The 15,156-nt window shown below is 61.8% G+C and carries 21 protein-coding genes; 17 read left to right on the top strand and 4 right to left on the bottom strand.

The genetic code is table 11. The annotated features are described in order from the left end of the window. Positions 1–31 precede the first annotated feature (31 nt). The 11 genes from LMTR21_RS17525 (at position 32) to LMTR21_RS17575 (ending at position 7,021) form a co-directional block, all read left to right on the top strand. Positions 32–1,753: a DnaB-like helicase C-terminal domain-containing protein gene (locus tag LMTR21_RS17525; RefSeq protein WP_246175654.1), complete on the top strand. Its 1,722-nt coding sequence runs from the start codon at positions 32–34 to the stop codon at positions 1,751–1,753. Continuing rightward, positions 1,750–2,283, top strand: a complete 534-nt coding sequence (locus LMTR21_RS17530; protein WP_065755229.1) for a DUF6362 family protein — start codon at positions 1,750–1,752, stop codon at positions 2,281–2,283. Before LMTR21_RS17525 ends, LMTR21_RS17530 begins: the two co-directional genes overlap by 4 nt. Then, positions 2,216–2,821, top strand: a complete 606-nt coding sequence (locus tag LMTR21_RS17535) for a hypothetical protein (protein WP_141688513.1) — start codon at positions 2,216–2,218, stop codon at positions 2,819–2,821. Before LMTR21_RS17530 ends, LMTR21_RS17535 begins: the two co-directional genes overlap by 68 nt. Before the next feature lie 13 nt (positions 2,822–2,834). Further along, entirely contained in the window at positions 2,835–3,188 is a 354-nt protein-coding gene (locus LMTR21_RS17540) for a hypothetical protein (RefSeq protein ID WP_141688512.1), read from the top strand. Between the two features lie 257 nt (positions 3,189–3,445). After that, the gene (locus LMTR21_RS17545; protein ID WP_065755226.1) at positions 3,446–3,991 is read left to right on the top strand and encodes a hypothetical protein; all 546 of its coding nucleotides are present in this window, start codon (positions 3,446–3,448) and stop codon (positions 3,989–3,991) included. 15 nt (positions 3,992–4,006) lie between these two features. Continuing rightward, positions 4,007–4,237, top strand: a complete 231-nt coding sequence (locus tag LMTR21_RS17550; protein WP_141688511.1) for a hypothetical protein — start codon at positions 4,007–4,009, stop codon at positions 4,235–4,237. Beyond that, a complete protein-coding gene (locus LMTR21_RS17555) occupies positions 4,237–5,493 on the top strand; it encodes an SGNH/GDSL hydrolase family protein (protein ID WP_065755225.1) in 1,257 nt (418 codons plus the stop codon). Before LMTR21_RS17550 ends, LMTR21_RS17555 begins: the two co-directional genes overlap by 1 nt. 37 nt (positions 5,494–5,530) lie before the next feature. Next, positions 5,531–5,716 carry a hypothetical protein gene (locus tag LMTR21_RS17560; RefSeq protein WP_065755224.1) on the top strand — a complete coding sequence of 62 codons (186 nt, stop codon included), beginning with the start codon at positions 5,531–5,533 and terminating at the stop codon, positions 5,714–5,716. Between the two features lie 2 nt (positions 5,717–5,718). Then, positions 5,719–5,928 (top strand): hypothetical protein, encoded by a 210-nt coding sequence (locus tag LMTR21_RS17565; protein ID WP_065755223.1) that lies wholly within the window; start codon positions 5,719–5,721, stop codon positions 5,926–5,928. Further along, positions 5,925–6,185, top strand: a complete 261-nt coding sequence (locus tag LMTR21_RS17570) for a hypothetical protein (RefSeq protein WP_141688510.1) — start codon at positions 5,925–5,927, stop codon at positions 6,183–6,185. The genes LMTR21_RS17565 and LMTR21_RS17570 overlap by 4 nt, the downstream gene beginning before the upstream one ends. Positions 6,186–6,724: 539 nt before the next feature. Beyond that, positions 6,725–7,021 carry a hypothetical protein gene (locus LMTR21_RS17575; RefSeq protein WP_141688509.1) on the top strand — a complete coding sequence of 99 codons (297 nt, stop codon included), beginning with the start codon at positions 6,725–6,727 and terminating at the stop codon, positions 7,019–7,021. A gap of 47 nt (positions 7,022–7,068) precedes the next feature. On the opposite strand, the gene LMTR21_RS17580 is transcribed toward LMTR21_RS17575, so the two are convergent. The 4 genes from LMTR21_RS17580 to LMTR21_RS17595 all read right to left on the bottom strand — a co-directional run bounded on the left by LMTR21_RS17580 (position 7,069) and on the right by LMTR21_RS17595 (position 8,747). Then, positions 7,069–7,329, bottom strand: a complete 261-nt coding sequence (locus tag LMTR21_RS17580; RefSeq protein ID WP_065755220.1) for a hypothetical protein — start codon at positions 7,327–7,329, stop codon at positions 7,069–7,071. Between the two features lie 11 nt (positions 7,330–7,340). Then, positions 7,341–7,568: a hypothetical protein gene (locus LMTR21_RS17585; RefSeq protein ID WP_065755219.1), complete on the bottom strand. Its 228-nt coding sequence runs from the start codon at positions 7,566–7,568 to the stop codon at positions 7,341–7,343. A 71-nt stretch (positions 7,569–7,639) separates the two neighbouring features. Beyond that, a complete protein-coding gene (locus LMTR21_RS17590) occupies positions 7,640–8,023 on the bottom strand; it encodes a DUF6876 family protein (RefSeq protein ID WP_065755218.1) in 384 nt (127 codons plus the stop codon). Positions 8,024–8,114: 91 nt separating this feature from the next. Continuing rightward, positions 8,115–8,747: a hypothetical protein gene (locus LMTR21_RS17595; protein WP_065755217.1), complete on the bottom strand. Its 633-nt coding sequence runs from the start codon at positions 8,745–8,747 to the stop codon at positions 8,115–8,117. A gap of 134 nt (positions 8,748–8,881) precedes the next feature. On the opposite strand from LMTR21_RS17595, the gene LMTR21_RS40890 reads away from it, so the two are divergent. The 6 genes from LMTR21_RS40890 to LMTR21_RS17620 all read left to right on the top strand — a co-directional run bounded on the left by LMTR21_RS40890 (position 8,882) and on the right by LMTR21_RS17620 (position 15,076). Continuing rightward, positions 8,882–9,481, top strand: coding sequence for a hypothetical protein (locus LMTR21_RS40890; RefSeq protein WP_246175655.1), 600 nt, complete (start codon positions 8,882–8,884; stop codon positions 9,479–9,481). Next, positions 9,366–11,330 (top strand): terminase gpA endonuclease subunit, encoded by a 1,965-nt coding sequence (locus LMTR21_RS17600; protein WP_246175656.1) that lies wholly within the window; start codon positions 9,366–9,368, stop codon positions 11,328–11,330. The genes LMTR21_RS40890 and LMTR21_RS17600 overlap by 116 nt, the downstream gene beginning before the upstream one ends. Positions 11,331–11,342: 12 nt before the next feature. Continuing rightward, on the top strand, positions 11,343–11,618 hold the full coding sequence (locus LMTR21_RS17605; RefSeq protein ID WP_065755214.1) for a phage head-tail joining protein: 276 nt from the start codon (positions 11,343–11,345) through the stop codon (positions 11,616–11,618). Next, on the top strand, positions 11,615–13,303 hold the full coding sequence (locus LMTR21_RS17610; protein WP_065755213.1) for a phage portal protein: 1,689 nt from the start codon (positions 11,615–11,617) through the stop codon (positions 13,301–13,303). The genes LMTR21_RS17605 and LMTR21_RS17610 overlap by 4 nt, the downstream gene beginning before the upstream one ends. Before the next feature lie 341 nt (positions 13,304–13,644). Then, positions 13,645–14,880 carry a hypothetical protein gene (locus LMTR21_RS17615; protein WP_065755211.1) on the top strand — a complete coding sequence of 412 codons (1,236 nt, stop codon included), beginning with the start codon at positions 13,645–13,647 and terminating at the stop codon, positions 14,878–14,880. Next, entirely contained in the window at positions 14,840–15,076 is a 237-nt protein-coding gene (locus LMTR21_RS17620; protein ID WP_065755210.1) for a hypothetical protein, read from the top strand. The genes LMTR21_RS17615 and LMTR21_RS17620 overlap by 41 nt, the downstream gene beginning before the upstream one ends. The last annotated feature ends 80 nt before the right edge of the window (positions 15,077–15,156 follow it).

Raw genomic sequence — 15,156 nt, forward strand, 5'->3', positions numbered from 1 at the left:
CACGGCATCGAAACGCGACGCATGCCAGGGCGTGGCCGGTTCTACACCACGTGCCCGAACTGCTCGGCATCACGAAAGAAAAAACGCGACACCTGCCTTAGCGTCGAGATCACCGAGATCGGCGTGCGCTGGCGCTGTCACCACTGCCCATGGAAGGGAGGCGAACTGTATGAACCAAAAAATTCTCGGCGGGATCGGCGTGGAGTTCTTCGAGGGACGCGGGATCAGCGCGGAAACCGCCGCTCGGTTTGGGGTGTATACGGGTAGGAAGCTGTTCAAGCCTGATCCGGACAATCCGCACCGGCGCAAGTTCGATCGCGTCGATCCTGATCCTGCCGGCAATGTGCTGGTCTTCCCGACGGAAGAGCACGGCGTCGTGGTCGCGGAGGAGTACCGCGAGAACAAGCAGGACGGCGACAAGGATATTTGGCAGCGCAACGGCAACAAGCGCACGTTCTGGAATTGCGAGGTGATGGACGATCCGGCGCTCGCCGATGGACACATGCCGCTGATCATCACCGAGGGGCGCATCGACGGGCTCACCTCGATCGACTGCGGATTCCCGTTCACCGTCTCGGTACCGTGTGGCGGTCCGACAGTGCCGATGGGCCGTGATCCGGAAGACCTCGACCCGCTGGATGTCGACAAGGATGCGCAGGGTGAATTCGATTATGTCTTCAATAATCGACAGCGCCTGAAGGTGATCAAGCGTTTCGTGCTCGCAACCGACGATGACCCGGTCGGCAAGCGATTGCGCGCCGAGCTTGTCCGACGCTTGCTGCCGAGCCGCTGCATGTTCGTCGAGTATCCCGATGGCTGCAAAGACCTTAACGCGGTGCGCACGAAGCATGGTCCGGAAGAGGTCGCGCGCGTGCTCAACGCGGCGAAGCCGTTTCCAGTGCATGGCGTCTACACGCTTTCGGAATTCCCCGACCTGCCAGCGCTGCAAACCTATTCGACCGGCTGGCCGCTGCTCGACGAATACGTTCGGCCATTCCTCGGTGAGATCATGTTCGTGCTCGGCATCCCGGGTCATGGCAAGAGCGCGTTGGTCACAAACCTGGCAGCGAACTTCGCGGAGCAATACGGCTGGCGCATTGCGATGTTCGCGCCGGAAGAGCCGACCGTGCCACACATGCGCGACAAACTTCGGCGCGTGCGCATGTCATCGCCGGTCATGCGTGCCAAGTACGGCAACGCGCTCGGTGATCTCGATCGCGACGCTTTGCGTGAGGTCGACCAGTGGATCAACGATCATTTCCTGTTCATCGCATCAGATCCACTCGGGCAGGGCGATGACGAAGTTTATCTCGACTGGCTGATCGAACGTGCGGTCGATTGTGTGCACCGGCATGCGATCCGCGTGCTGGTGGTCGACCCTTGGAATGAGGTTGAGCAATCGCGAGGCCCGCGCGAATCCCTGACCGAGTACACTGGCCGCGCGTTGCGCCTCATAAACCGTTTTCGGCACAACTACGGCGTCATGGTGATTGTGCTGATCCATCCGACAAAGGAGGTCGGCAAAGACGGCAAAGGCAGAGCACCGACGCCATACGACGCAGATGGCTCGGCGCATTGGTACAATAAGGCTGATCATTTTCTGATCATCCACCGCGAGAATGACTTCAGCGATGAAGCGGCAATTCGTATTGCCAAGTGCAAGTTCGAAGGCACCGGTCAGAAGGGCATGATCAAGATGAAATTCGATCGCGAAGCCGGCCGCTATCACCGGCTCGACCAGGTGGCCGCATGACCCGCGCCAGGCTCAACCAGGTCGCGCAGCTGATCCCGGCGGCCGAGAAATGGAACCCGCTGGAGTGCAGCGGACCGGCGCCGGAATACATCCCGCCGGCATGGGACGGTCCGCATGTCGGTCTGCGCCTGGTGCAAGCTTTCTCTACGCTTGCCCGTTTGCCTGGTCTGATCATTCCAGGTTACGGCGCTGCATGGCCGGAATATGCCTATGAATTCGGCGACCTGACCGACCATGACCAGTACGATCGCGAGCGCGACGCCGCAGTACAGAACCGCACGCGCTTGATGCCGGACGCTGGCGCGATCAGTCGCATGGAAGCCGCGATTGTATGGCCAGCACGCTATGTGAACGACACAGCCATGCGGCGAATTGTCCAACGCGTTGCGATGCTGCGCGCGCGTGAGGTGCCGCTGCACGCCATCGCTCGACGGCTAAAACGTAGCGCAAAAGGAGTGCGGAATGAGAACCGCAAAGGCCTCGACACGATCGCCGCCGGACTGCGACGCGACGATTGTCCAATTTTCTGACAGCTTGACGGAACCTGCGTCCGTTGTTTCAATCGAGAGCGTTGCTTTCCAGTACTTGGCGGCCACTGGGGCGGTGGCTATCGTCATGGGGCGCGGTGAAGCGCGAATAGTGCAAGCAGCAGCGATGGACCGTCACCAGCAATTCTATGGTGTGGTCGACGACCTGATCTGGGTGAGTGACCGCCGGGTTGCTCGCCGCATAGTAAGAACAGCAAAGAAGCGGCAGCAGCGTGATGTACGAAAAACAGCGCGAAGTTTGGGGCTCAAGTACGCCGAGCACGACAAAACAATCGCACGTGCGCAAGAGACGGCGCTTGAATTAGAACGTGGTCTGCGTCTCGCAAGAGCTAGCGGAGCTTTAAGCTTCTTCCATCAAGAATATCAGACCCGGCGGCGCAATGCGGCGGAGCGCGGCGTTCGGTTCATGTCATTTCGGAGGGCCGAAATGCGTTTCCGCCGAGTCTTGATCGCTCGGCTCGCAAGAGATGGTGCGATCGACAAGACCGTGGTGGATGAGGTCTTTCATGCCTGGGACTAGGAGGGGCGGCACCGTGCGATACGTCGCCTATCGTGTGCTAACGCCGGATGGCCGCAAGATCGATAGTGTGGCGACGCTGCCAAGCCATCCTAGTCCAAATGATGTTCGCCAGGTGGTTAACCACCTGTTGGACGGCGGCGCCGCCGAGCACGTGGTCGTGCTGCAAAAAGATCGCCGCACTGACATGTTTGTCGACGAACAGAGTCACCTGAAGCACTTGCGCCGCAATGAAGCGGCAACGGCGCTCTTCCGCGCAGCGGCGTTGCGCGGCAATCCGCACCGTGATCCCGAAACGCTGCCCTACATCGCAGGCCCGGCGATCGTGTTTGATGAGCCGGTTTGGCCGAAAACTAAATTTTCTACTTAATGTCACTAACGCCTTGAGCGTTGGGCGAGAATTCGCCGCGCGCAAGCTGCGCTTGACATGGCGCGCAAGAAGTTTTTGTTGACGTCGGCTCGATTGGCCAGCTTCTATACGCGCGCACGCGTGAAGTCCTGGACTCTGTCTTCCTTCGTGCCATGCTTCCTGGGCAAAGGTGAACCCAAAGCCCCGTTCGTGAAAGCGAGCGGGGTTTTGCATGTGCAAGCCTCGCATTCACTGAAGCGGCTTAACGGGAAGCGATCATGTTCAATCTCTCGATCGATGCCCGCGAACTGATCCAGGTCGGCGATGTCTATGATCAGATCGGCAAGCAAACGCCGCTGGCGCTGTCGCGTGCGCTCAACTGGGTTGGCAACAAGGCGCGCACCGCTGCAGGCCGTGCGCTCGCCGAACAGACCGGCCTGCGCTACGGCAAGGTGCGCGCTGAAATCCGCACCTATCCGTCAAGGCCGACCGATCTGGAATACTCGATCGGCGTGTCGGGCCGACCGCTCGGACTGAAAGACTTCGGCGCGCGCCAGGTGAGGGCCGGCGTATCGGCCGCACCATGGGCCACGCGTCGGGTGTTTCCGCATACGTTCATCGTCGACAAGCTCGGCGGCCAGGTATTCGTGCGTGAGAGCAAAAAGCGCCTGCCAATCCGCAAATTGTGGGGACCGGCGCTGCCGAAAGAGCTTGTCAAAGACGAAGTGCCGAAGGCCTGGGACGAAGTCGCCAAGCGCGACTTCCCGGGCCGTGTGCTGCACGAAGTCGAGCGGCTGTTTCAGCAACCAAAGTCGCAATCCTGATCTGGAGAACCAACCATGCCGCGTATTGCAGTCGACAGTGGCCCATCGGGTAAACTTGTGAAGGTGACCAGCGGCCAAACGTTTGCGAGGTGTCGCGCGCTATTGGTCGGCACGGCCGGCACCGGTACGCTTGTGGATGCGACGGGCACCACGCTGACCGATGTGCCGCTGCAGCAAGGTTACAATCCGTTGGAGGTGACCAAGGTGACGTTTGGCACCGTCAACGACGTGTGGGCGCTGTACTGATGAGCCCGCTTGGTATCGGCCTCGGCGCTGGAATCACCGAACGGCCGCACCGTCGCGGCGGGGTGGTCAGTCTGCCGAAACTGCCGCTGTCGGCGCGCTGGATAGCCGAAGGCGATAGCATCACGGCGGGGTCGAGCGGTCCGCAGTGGTCCTGGCAGGCAATTGTAGCGACGCGCGGTCGCCTGTTCAATCCGCAAAACTGGAATCAGGCTGTCGGCGGTCAGACCGCCGCGCAGATGGCGACGCAAATTGCCGCGACCATGGCGCCGCTGCCGAAACTGGTGACCTTCCTGGCTGGCACCAACGATCTCGCTGGTTCGTCCGATACGCCGGCGACGATCTATGCGAACATTCTCGCGTGCGTGAAAGGCTACCTCGACGGCGGCGCGAGTTACGTCGTGGTGTCGCGCGTGCTGCCGCGCAACGATGCAACCTGGTTGGCGTTGAGCACGGCCCGTCGAAACGATCTTCCAATTCTCAATGGCTTGATTGCGGGCCTGCCGACCGACCCTGTTTTGCTGGCGGCGGGTTACGCCGGCCGTGTCAAGCTTGCGACCGATCTCACCAGCACGTTCAATCCGGCAACGGATTGCGTCGACAGCCTGCATCCGAACTGGCTCGGCGCGATCAAGCTCGGCAACGCCTTTGCCGATGCGATAAATGCCTGTGTCGACCAGACAGCCACGCTCACCGATCTCTATCTCGATGCCAGCAATTTGCTTGTTGGGACTGCCAAAAATCCGGCACTGACCGGAACGACAGGCGCGCTCAACGGCACGACGACACCAACTGGCGTCGCCGCTAATGCCTGGACGCTGACCGATAACGATACGATGAATGTGGTCGGCTCCAAGAGCGCGCTTAACGGTGCGGAGGCGCAGCGGGTTGTCGTCTCGGGCAATGTCGGCACGGCAGGCCGTCTCGTCAATTTCCAAATTCCAACCGTGGCCTATTCCGGCGTCGCTGGCGATATGGTGGAAGCCAGTATCGATTTCTCGCTGGCCGCTGGATATCAAAATTTGCGGTCGTTCTATATGGCCTGCGATACCGCATCGTCGCCAAATCAGACGACCACGTTCTTGATGGATGGCGCTGGGGCGATCTCCGGCACTATGCGAACGGCCATCACCACGCCGCTTGCCGGGGCTGATACGGCGACCGCCATCCAAAACGTCCTGACCTTTGCCGCTGGCGCCGTAGCGGCCGACATCACATTTAGCCGCCCGTATCTCCGCAAGGTGCCGGCCGGACAGTGATTGATCACTGGGGGCGGGACAACCTCGGGAGCAAACGATGCGCGTGGCTGTATTCGACGAAAAAGGCGAAGAGCGTTATTCCTACGACACCACGAAGACGCGCGAATGTGTCTTCCCCAGTGAGGCCGAGCGCGAGTCCTTGCTAGAAGCACTCACTGAATCGGTCGCCTTCCTCGACATTGAGGCCGTGCGCTTGAAGTCATCACGATCTAACGGAGGGTGACCATGGGATGGTACCCGACCCTGGTGTTCTACTTCGGCGTCTTCGATGCAGGCCTAATCATGCTCGGCGGTCTGTTCGTCGCAGTGTTGATCCTGCTCGGCAAAGACTGGCGCGGCGTCTTTGAACGCGTTGGCCCGGCACTCGGCACGATCATCGGCAGCAACATTGCAGCGGCGTTGATCCTCGGTGCGACCAAATGGCTGATGGGGTGACCATTGGCAAACCCTGCGAATGTATGGAGTGCCGGGTTCGTGCGGCGATCTTCGGACATGCGCTAGGCGAGGGCGGCGGTGTCAGTCCGATCGATACAGCCGAAGCCCTTACTGCGCTCGGTCATGTGATAAGCGAACTGCTCGCCCATCACAGTGACGACGTCGCATCGCAGTATCTCGCCAAGCTCGCCGAATTGCGGGAAGCCTGGAAGCAACATCCGCGCGTAGTGATCCAGAACACCATGGGGAACGGGTGAAGCTATGCCAGAGGGGAGAGCCGCGCGCTAACCAGCTGGTTCGCAGTCAAGCGGCGGAACCCTCGTGAACCTGCCCGAAAGGATAGCGCCAGTTGCGTGCCAGGAAGGCCAGGGGCGGCCTCTGAGGGGCCATCGCCCGGCCTGGTGTGGGGTTAGGGCAGACCTGCCCAGCAAGCGCAGACGTCTGCGAATGAGGGGCCGAGGCCAAGCCATCAGTGGGATGTGAGGCGGGGGGAGGTGCCATCGGAACAAAAGTTCCTCGGGTCCTTCCCGGGGGAACCTGGGTCCTGCGGTGCCGCTGCCGCCCGAAATCTCAACATATTCGGAAAATGGAAAGTCGCGCTTGCATTAAACTTCAGAGCTTTCTGGCGCGGTTGTGCTCCTGGCTTGGACTGGGAGAGGAAGGCGCGATCATGCGGCTATCACGCGAAGATCGTCAGCTGTTGCTGGCGATCCTCAACGAGCAAAGGCGCATTGCCGCGCAAAACAGGCTGATCTTTCCGTTCCTACGGAAGATCATAACAACGGAGACTGCGCTCATGAGCGTATTGGACGATATCGAAGCTGAAGTCGCGGCGAACACGTCTGTGGTGGGGTCGGTCGAGACCCTGGTGCAGAACATGACCGCGAAGGTGCAAGAGCAGGCCGACGCGCTCGCGGCTGGCGGCGTCGACACGACGCGGCTGCAGATGGTGCTCGACTCGATCAGGGCAAACCAGACGCGCCTCGGCGCCCTGGTGACGCAGAACACGCCGGCGCCGGCCGAGCCAGTGCCGGAGCCGACGCCAACGCCAGAGCCGCCGCCGGAAACTGGTGGTGATGGTTCGGTCGCTTGATCAAAAAACAGATGGCGCCGGCTGCATTGGCCGGCGCCATCTAACTGTCACTCTGACCTCAAGCGCTGATCGCCGAAGCTTGCCGGATCGCGCTTGTCGCTCATGAGCTTCAAGAGTTTCGGCAGGGTGACGTCGTACTTCTCGATCAGCCAGATCAGCATCGCGATCGACTGCATCACCTCGCGTTCGTTGTTCGCCATGCGGCGCACGGTGCGTTCGTTGAGATCGACCAGGCGGCCAAAGCCGCCATGCGTCACGCCGAGGCTATCGAGTGCTGCCTGGAATTGCTCGGCGGTCATCTTGCGCATGGTCGTCTTTCCTATGGAAGCACGCGGATGCAGTTCGCTCGCCGGCGCGCTGCAAGGGCTTTCGCTTCCTGTAAGGCCTTGTCGTAGGACATTGCCGTCTTCGAATTGAATACGTGATCCTTTTCGGTCACCCGGCTGGTGCAAAGCACAAACCGCCAGTATTCGCGTCCGCGCGGCTTGTGGCCGCGCTCGCGCTCATACGTGGCAGTGTCGATCGTGATCTCTTCCGGCTTCGTCATGCCGCGATGTTTTCGATCCCGGCGGCGTTGTCAAGGTCAGCTTTACAATCCGGCTGCCAAGCGTGACAACCTTAATGCTCGCTCGGCAACAGGATCACGCCGCCCTCGACCCATAGCTCGACTTTTTCGAGCGGGAAGTCGGTGAATTCGATCACCTCGCTGTAGAGCGTGACGGCCTTGCCAGCGTTCTCGGCCTTGCCGCCATCCGCGCAGGTCAGCTTGGCGCGGTGACCGGCTGGCAACAGTTCGAGCTTCCAGACCTGGAAGGGTTCGGCGCCGATCTTGCGTAGCGTTTGCAGCGTCGCGATTTTGTCGATCAGCCAGTAAGCGCTGGCCTTCTCGGCGAGGTACTTGACGCCATCGGTGTAAAGGACACTGCGGATCAAGGAATGCCGGTACCATTGCTCGGTGCCGGTGAACTGCGCGAGGTCACGTTCGGTGATTTTCGTCGTCATGGGTCATGTCTCCGGGCTTGGCTCGGCCCTTGAGGTGATGCGGGATTGCATCGTGAGGCGGCGCGCGTGGCGCCGCCCTGGCGATGCAATCTTAGCGGTCGTCGCCGGCGCGCTTGTCGCCGTCGAGCACGGCGCAGATCTTCTGGAAGGTCGCGAGCGACACCGAGCCGATGCGATCGATCGAGACCTGGCCATCGCAGCCCATGCGGCCCGACAGGTAATAGGACTGCGGCCCGCTATAGATCGCGGCAGACTGGTTGCGTTCGTCGACCCGAATATCGAGACCAGGCACAGCCGCCTTCAGGTCCGCCGCATGCTTCGCGACGTTCTGGCGGTTCGCCGCTTGCTGCGCAGCATGGGCGCGGCGCTTGGCCAGCGCGGCCTGGTTGGCATCGATCACGCGGCGCTTCAGGTCTTTCGCAATCGCGGCGATCGAGCGGCCATCGGGATTCACGTTGGCGTCGACCGTCTTCTGCTCTTTGTCGTAAGTCGACCAGTCACCATGCGGGACCTCCGGCGCGCTGATCCAGGCGTGCACGACGCGCTTCCAGTTGTTGGCCGACAGGTGCAGCACATCGGCGCCGACCTTGATCGCTTGCTGGTCGAAGTTGCCGGACTCGAGCAGCTGGCCGCCCAATTCTTTGGTGAGATCGGCGGCGAAGCGCTTGATGTCGATCGAAGCGTTCTGGCGGCCATATTCGGTTTTGATGGTGACGTATGACATTTCCGGTTCTCCGGGCTTGGCTCTGCCCTGGTGAGGCGGCCGGGGATTCGGCCACGGCCAATAAATAGGACTTAGAGTCCGGTTTGTAAAGCGGCGCTATCATTTTATTGTCTTTCGGGAACTCAAGGGCTTAGATGGCGAAATCCGGCAAGAAAGACCCGAACTCCAGCGATATCCCGGCAAAACTGGCGGGCATCGAACTGACCACGCCGGAGGCGGCGGCGCTTTGCGGGATTAGCCGGCAGCGCCTGGAGACCTTCGTGAAGGAAGGCGCGGTGACCAGGAAGGCGCCGAACAGTTACGCGCTCGGCGAGCTTGTGCCGCAGGTGATGGCGCGGCTGCGCGCCGACCGCCGGTCATCCTCGCAAAGCCAGGCCGACAACCGAGTCCGCCAGGCGCGTGCGGCACAGATCGAGCTTGCGACAGCGATGAAGGCGCGCGAGTTGATTCCGCTGACCGACGCGGCGGCGGCGATCGATGCGATCTGCGGCGTCGTGCGCACCGAGGCCGCCGGCATTGCCCCGCGCTGCACGCGCGATGTCGGCTTGCGGCGCACCATCGAAACGGAAGTGAATGACAGCCTTACCCGCATTGCTCGGCGCCAACGACAAATTGGCCATGCTCTTCGACAGGGCAGGGACCTTGTTGACGCCGTCGCCTCGAACGACTCCGGACCGATGGGCAACGCAGAACCGGACCTATCCGGTATGGGCCGACCGGCCGGGACCGCGTGATCCGTACCTGACGCCGTACATCATCGAACCCGAGCGCGTTGTCGCCGAAGGTCGCGGGCGTCGCGTGGTGCTAGTCACCGCGTCCCAGTCGGCCAAGTCGGAATCAATCCTCGACCTGATGGGCCATCGCCTCGACCAGCGGCCGGTGCCTTGCCTCTATGTCGGACCGAACAAGCAGTTCGTGACCGAACAGTTCGAGCCGCGTGTCGTGTCGCTGTTCGACCAGGCGCCGACGCTGATGGCGAAAGTGCAGCGCGGAAAGAAGACGACGAAGACGCGAAAGGTGGTCGCCGGCGTGCCGGTGCGCCTGGCGCATGCCGGCTCTTCTGCCGCGTTGAAGTCGGACCCGGCGGGCCTCGCCTTCGTCGACGAATACGATGAAATGCTCGCCAACGTGAAAGGCCAGGGCGATCCGCTCGGCCTGGTCGAGCATCGCGGCGACACCTTCGCCGACTTCGTTTGCCTTGTTACGTCGACACCTAAAAAGGGCGTGGTGCATCCCGAGCTTGATCAGAAGAGCGGCCTGGCGTTTTGGGGCAAGGCACCATCTGACGACGTTCGCGAGTCGCCGATCTGGAATCTGTGGCAGCAAGGTACGCGGCATCATTGGTGCTGGCCGTGCCTGCACTGCGGCGAATATTTCGTGCCGCGCTTCGATCGCCTGCGTTGGCCGGAAGGCGCGACCGCAACGGAAGCGCGCGAGAACGCCTGGATCGAATGCCCGCGTCCGCAATGCGGCGGCGTCATGCAAGATCAGGACAAGCGCCTGCTCAACGATCGCGGGCGCTATGTGGCGCCAGGCCAGACCGTCAACGCCAACGGGTTCGTTGACGGCGAACCAGAGAAGACGCTGACCATTTCGTTTTGGGTATCCGGCCTGTGCTCGCCGTTCGTGACATTCGGCGAGCGTGCTGCCGAGTACATCGAAGCTGAAGCGCTCGGCGACAGCGCGATGGTGCAGCGCTCGGTTAATGCCGGTTTCGGCGAGCTTTACGCGCCAGGCGGGCGCGACATCAAAGAGTGGCAACAGATCGCGCGGCGCCGTCTGCCGCACCGCTTCGGCGAGGTGCCCGACAAGGTGGTTCGCGTCACGGCGGCGGTCGACGTGCAGAAGACCGCTCTGTACTGGTCGAAGCGCGGCTGGGGCGAGCGCGGTACGAGCTGGCAGATCGAGAGCGGCTTCCTTCATGGCTACACCGACCAGCCCGAGGTTTGGACCGATCTCGCCAACGTGCTGCTTGATGACTGCGAAGGCCTGCACGTATCGCTGGCGCTGATCGACTCCGGTTTCAGGCCCGACAAGCCGGAAGAGGGATGGACCAATGTCGTCTATGAGTTCTGCCGGCGCTTCAAATCGTTCTGCCGGCCAACCAAGGGCTATGACAAGCTCGACGCGCCGATCAAGCGCGGCGTCGGCAAGGTGACGATCCCGGGTCGCGGCACGCAGCAAGAGATCGACATCGTTCGGCTCGATACCGACTTCTGGAAGACGCGCCTGCATGAGCGCCTGGCCTGGCCGCACGATCAGCCTGGTGGCTTCCATCTGTCGGCCGATGCGACCGACGACTACTGCAAGCAGCTGGTCTCGGAGGTGCGCGTCGTCGCACCAAGCGGCAAGCCGGAATGGGTGAAGGTCTCGCGGCAGAACCATTTCCTCGACGTCGAGGCGATGAACGAAGCGGCGGGCCACATGATCGGAGCGCAGAAGATTCCGCTCGGCATGACGCACGCCGGCGAGAAGGCCGCCAAGCCGGTCCGACCAGCGGCGCCGGCAGAGCCTACACCACAAATGCCAGCCATGCCGCCGCGTGACCCTTGGGTTGGTCGGCGCGGGTGGTTTGGCCGATAGGAGTTAATCGACATGGCCAATGGCGACGATAGCAACGGCAACGGCACGGCGTTCACCATTGACGACTGGCATTCGATCAATGCAGCGATCGTCTCCGGTGCGCGCAGCGTCCATATCGCCGACCGCTCGGTGACGTACAACAGCCTTAAGGAAATGCTGGAAATCCGCGACCTGATCGCTGCTGACCTCGGCATCGTCGGACAGCGCCAGCCTTCGATCTTCCGCGTTGCGCATAATGATGGGCGCGGTGTTGCCGCGCGGCGACCCTTCGACATCGGCGGCGAATGAACATCTTCGATCGCGTCATCGCGGCGGTCTCACCGGAGCGGGGGCTGCGCCGTGCTCGCGCGCGCGCGGCAATCCGCGTCTATGAAGGCGCGATGAGTGACCGGCGGTCGACGAACTGGAAGCCGAAGCTCGGCTCTTCCGCGAATTCCGACATCGGCTGGAGCCTGGGGCCGCTGCGCGATCGGGCGCGGCACCTGGTGCAGAACACCACGCATGCGCCGCGTGCGATCGACATCATCGTGAACAATGCGGTCGGCACCGGGATCATGCCGGTGCCGCGAACCGGCAGCGATGGCCTCGACAATCGCGTCACCAAGCTATGGGAAGAGTGGCAGAAGAGCGCCGACGCGGAAGGTATGCTGACCTTCAACGCGATGCAGCAACTGGCGCTGCGCTCGATCATCCAATCGGGCGAGGTGCTGTGCCGCTTCGTCGAGACCGGACCGAATTCGAGCGGGCGGGTGCCGCTGAAGCTGCAGCTGCTCGAAAGCGACCTGATCGATCATGGTCGCGATGGCCTATTCGTCGAGGGCGAAGGCCTTACGCGCGAAACCAAGCGCTCACGGCTTGGCGTCGGACTCGGCGACTTCGATGTGCGCACCGGCGTGTGGCTGCATCCATCGCATCCTGGCGATAACCAAACACCGGAGTCGCTGAAGAAGCTGCAGTCGACCTTCTTTAAGCGCGATCAGGTTCTGCATGTCTTTCGGCCGCTGCGGCCTGGCCAGGTGCGCGGCGTGACCTGGTTTGCGCCGATGCTCGCCATGGCGCGCGACTTCAATGACTTCCTGGATGCGTCGCTGGTCAAGGCGCGCGTCGAGGCGTGCTTTTCCGGCTTCATTGAGAACGAAGAACAACTTGGCCCGGTGCTCGATACCGCTTTCGGCGGTGCGCCGCAGCAAGACGGCGCAGTCGTCAGCAACCTAGAGCCGGGCACGATCACGCAGCTGCGGCCTGGCCAAACGATCAAGTTCGCGACGCCATCCGGTGCCGGCCAGTTCGATCCGGTCATGAAGATGTGCCTTTACGCCATGTCTTCTGCGATCGGTGTCACCTATGACCAGCTGACCTCGGACCTGACGGGCGCGAATTATTCTTCGCTGCGTGCCGGCAAGCTCGAATTCTATGGCTTCATCGCGGCCATCCAGGAAGGCATGTTCATTCCGCAATTTTGTCAGGTGATTTGGGAGCGCTTCATTGAACGGGCGATCCTCGCCGGCATGTTGCGCCGCCGATCGGGCGGCTATCCCTGCGACTGGGTGACGCCGACCTGGCTGGCGATCAATCCGGCCGTCGACAATGAAGCCGATGCGCAGGCCGTGCGCGATGGCCGCATGAGCTATCAGGAATTCTGCGCGAAGTGGGGCGTCGATTGGCGCAAGCAGATTCGCGACCGCGCGGAGTTCAATAAGGAAGTCGACAAGGAAGGCGTCATTCTCGACATCGACTCGCGCCAGCGCACCCGCGCCGGCGGCGCGGTGCCGATGCAGAAGGAGCCGGGCGCGCCGCCCAATGAGAATGAGGACGCCGACAACGCGGCTGATGAGGATGCCGAGGACGCCGATACCGGACTCAACGGCAAGAATCTGATGAACGGCGGCGCCAATGGCGCGGCTGCAGCGCGCGCGTATCTGCGCAACAGAAGGGAGGCCGACCATGACGGCCGCCCTTTTCCCCTGCACTGACGTACCGCTATGACCCGGATCAGCCGCGCGAGCCGGCCGGCGGTCCCAAGGGCGGACAATTCGCGAAAGGTGGCGGCAGTGGTGGCGGCTCCAGCAGCAAGCCCGACGTCAAGCAGCTGACCGGACCTGGCGCCAGCCAGGCGACCGCCGGCAGCCAGGCGAAGACGAAAGGGAAGGTCAAGCCGAAGATCTCAGACTTTGCGAAGGACAAGGTCGCCCTCGGTTCGTTCGCCAGTGACAAAGCGAAAGCCGACAAGTTCGTCGAGGAATGGGAAGCTCACGTCGGCGAGGCGCCGGCCGAGTTCAAAACGGAATTTCTCGGCGGTGTCGATGACGCCACGATGCGCATTGATGTGCGGGCGGACGGCAGCTGGCTTATCCATGGCGACATCTATGAGAACGGCCAGCGCATCGGCGAGTATCAGCGCAACATCGATTGGAAGACCAAGACCGCTGAGTCGAGTTACTTCCAGCTAAACCGCAGCGCCACCGGGAAGGATACCGGCAAGAAGGTGCTGGCCGGCAACATTGAGAAGTACCGGCAGATGGGCATCGAGAAGGTCAAGGTGCACGCTAACATCGATGTCGGTGGTTACGCCTGGGCGAAGTACGGCTATGTCCCGACACTGTCATCGTGGGGCAGCCTTTCCTCCGAGATCGCGCGCAAGCTCGATCGGGAAAGCGGCGGCGGTCCTGGCGGCGGCTCGACCTATACGCCAGAGAGTTGGGAAGAGATCAGCGACAGCGATCAGGAGGAGATTAAAGAGAAGTGGATGGACGCCACGCGCGAGGATTTCATCAACAGTGAAATCGACAGCTGGCGCGAGAGCGGACAGGCACTTGACGAAGCAAAGTATTCGCTCGCCAGCAATTTCGAGGGCACCGAAGATTGGGCAGTCGACGCGGTCAGCGATGTGATCGAAGACTGGTCGGCCGACGAAACACCGATACCCTATACGCCGCAGCAAATCCTCGCTGCGATCTCGGTCGAGGAATATCAGACCGGATACGATGGGGAGAAAGACCCGGACTTCACCTTCGATGACGACAAGCTCAAAGAGCCGAGCAACGCGCCGCCGAAAGAGCAGATGAACTTGCCGGGCATCGAACAGCCCGATCTGTCGGCGCACCTGACGCAGGAAATGCGCGACGACATCACGGACAAGCTCACCGAGGCGTTCAATGACAAGGCGCAAACCGACGCCGAGAACATGGACCCGCCCGACTATCTTGCCGAGAACGTTGCCGACTATCAGGCCGAGTATTGGGAGAGCATGCGCGAACGCGACAAATTCCAATGGGCAGAGGACAACGGCGCGCTGCCAGAGATCGAGATCGAGGATGAGGACGCCGAGGACGTTGAACCCGTTGAGGTCAGCGACGATGAAGCTGATGCACTGCGCAAGCTTGCGCGCAGCAACGATCCAAAGGCGCTATGGGCAATCGCGGATTCCGAAAAGGGCAAGGAGCTACTTCTAGGCACCGATTGGTGGGGCACCTTGAACCTTAAAGACCAGGAAACAATGGACCGGTTCAATGCCTACGTCGGCAAGTCGAAAAAAGCCGCAGCGGCGTAAGGCGGAAGAGTTCTTCTACCTCGACCAGGAGGACAGCCGGCAGGACTCCGGCCTGCATGAACCTATCCTGGAGGACGGCGACCAGGACGCGGCGCATGCGGTCAGCCGTGAGGTGATGGCCAGGCTTGGGCTGTCCGACGCTGAAATCGAGGCTCTGGTTGGCCCAAAGAGTGGCGAACGGGCGTTCCAGGGCTAGGGCGCGTACCCACAAATCGAGCTTGATTGCTACTCGATGTCCGATATGCGCGCCGATGGCGGACCAAATTCCGCATCGCA

The sequence above is a fragment of the Bradyrhizobium paxllaeri genome (assembly GCF_001693515.2).
GTDB lineage: Bacteria > Pseudomonadota > Alphaproteobacteria > Rhizobiales > Xanthobacteraceae > Bradyrhizobium > Bradyrhizobium paxllaeri.

What these genes read in the sequence shown, in the direction of transcription:
- LMTR21_RS17575 (WP_141688509.1), top strand. Translation starts at nt 6,725, where the DNA reads ATGAGCGTATTGGACGATATCGAAGCTGAAGTCGCGGCGAACACGTCT.
- LMTR21_RS17610 (WP_065755213.1), top strand. Translation starts at nt 11,615, where the DNA reads ATGAACATCTTCGATCGCGTCATCGCGGCGGTCTCACCGGAGCGGGGG.
- LMTR21_RS17585 (WP_065755219.1), bottom strand. Translation starts at nt 7,568, where the DNA reads ATGACGAAGCCGGAAGAGATCACGATCGACACTGCCACGTATGAGCGC.
- LMTR21_RS17595 (WP_065755217.1), bottom strand. Translation starts at nt 8,747, where the DNA reads ATGTCATACGTCACCATCAAAACCGAATATGGCCGCCAGAACGCTTCG.
- LMTR21_RS17620 (WP_065755210.1), top strand. Translation starts at nt 14,840, where the DNA reads ATGCCTACGTCGGCAAGTCGAAAAAAGCCGCAGCGGCGTAAGGCGGAA.
- LMTR21_RS17590 (WP_065755218.1), bottom strand. Translation starts at nt 8,023, where the DNA reads ATGACGACGAAAATCACCGAACGTGACCTCGCGCAGTTCACCGGCACC.
- LMTR21_RS40890 (WP_246175655.1), top strand. Translation starts at nt 8,882, where the DNA reads ATGGCGAAATCCGGCAAGAAAGACCCGAACTCCAGCGATATCCCGGCA.
- LMTR21_RS17550 (WP_141688511.1), top strand. Translation starts at nt 4,007, where the DNA reads ATGCCGCGTATTGCAGTCGACAGTGGCCCATCGGGTAAACTTGTGAAG.
- LMTR21_RS17600 (WP_246175656.1), top strand. Translation starts at nt 9,366, where the DNA reads ATGCTCTTCGACAGGGCAGGGACCTTGTTGACGCCGTCGCCTCGAACG.
- LMTR21_RS17545 (WP_065755226.1), top strand. Translation starts at nt 3,446, where the DNA reads ATGTTCAATCTCTCGATCGATGCCCGCGAACTGATCCAGGTCGGCGAT.
- LMTR21_RS17615 (WP_065755211.1), top strand. Translation starts at nt 13,645, where the DNA reads ATGCGCATTGATGTGCGGGCGGACGGCAGCTGGCTTATCCATGGCGAC.
- LMTR21_RS17530 (WP_065755229.1), top strand. Translation starts at nt 1,750, where the DNA reads ATGACCCGCGCCAGGCTCAACCAGGTCGCGCAGCTGATCCCGGCGGCC.
- LMTR21_RS17580 (WP_065755220.1), bottom strand. Translation starts at nt 7,329, where the DNA reads ATGCGCAAGATGACCGCCGAGCAATTCCAGGCAGCACTCGATAGCCTC.
- LMTR21_RS17535 (WP_141688513.1), top strand. Translation starts at nt 2,216, where the DNA reads ATGAGAACCGCAAAGGCCTCGACACGATCGCCGCCGGACTGCGACGCG.
- LMTR21_RS17560 (WP_065755224.1), top strand. Translation starts at nt 5,531, where the DNA reads ATGCGCGTGGCTGTATTCGACGAAAAAGGCGAAGAGCGTTATTCCTAC.
- LMTR21_RS17605 (WP_065755214.1), top strand. Translation starts at nt 11,343, where the DNA reads ATGGCCAATGGCGACGATAGCAACGGCAACGGCACGGCGTTCACCATT.
- LMTR21_RS17555 (WP_065755225.1), top strand. Translation starts at nt 4,237, where the DNA reads ATGAGCCCGCTTGGTATCGGCCTCGGCGCTGGAATCACCGAACGGCCG.
- LMTR21_RS17565 (WP_065755223.1), top strand. Translation starts at nt 5,719, where the DNA reads ATGGGATGGTACCCGACCCTGGTGTTCTACTTCGGCGTCTTCGATGCA.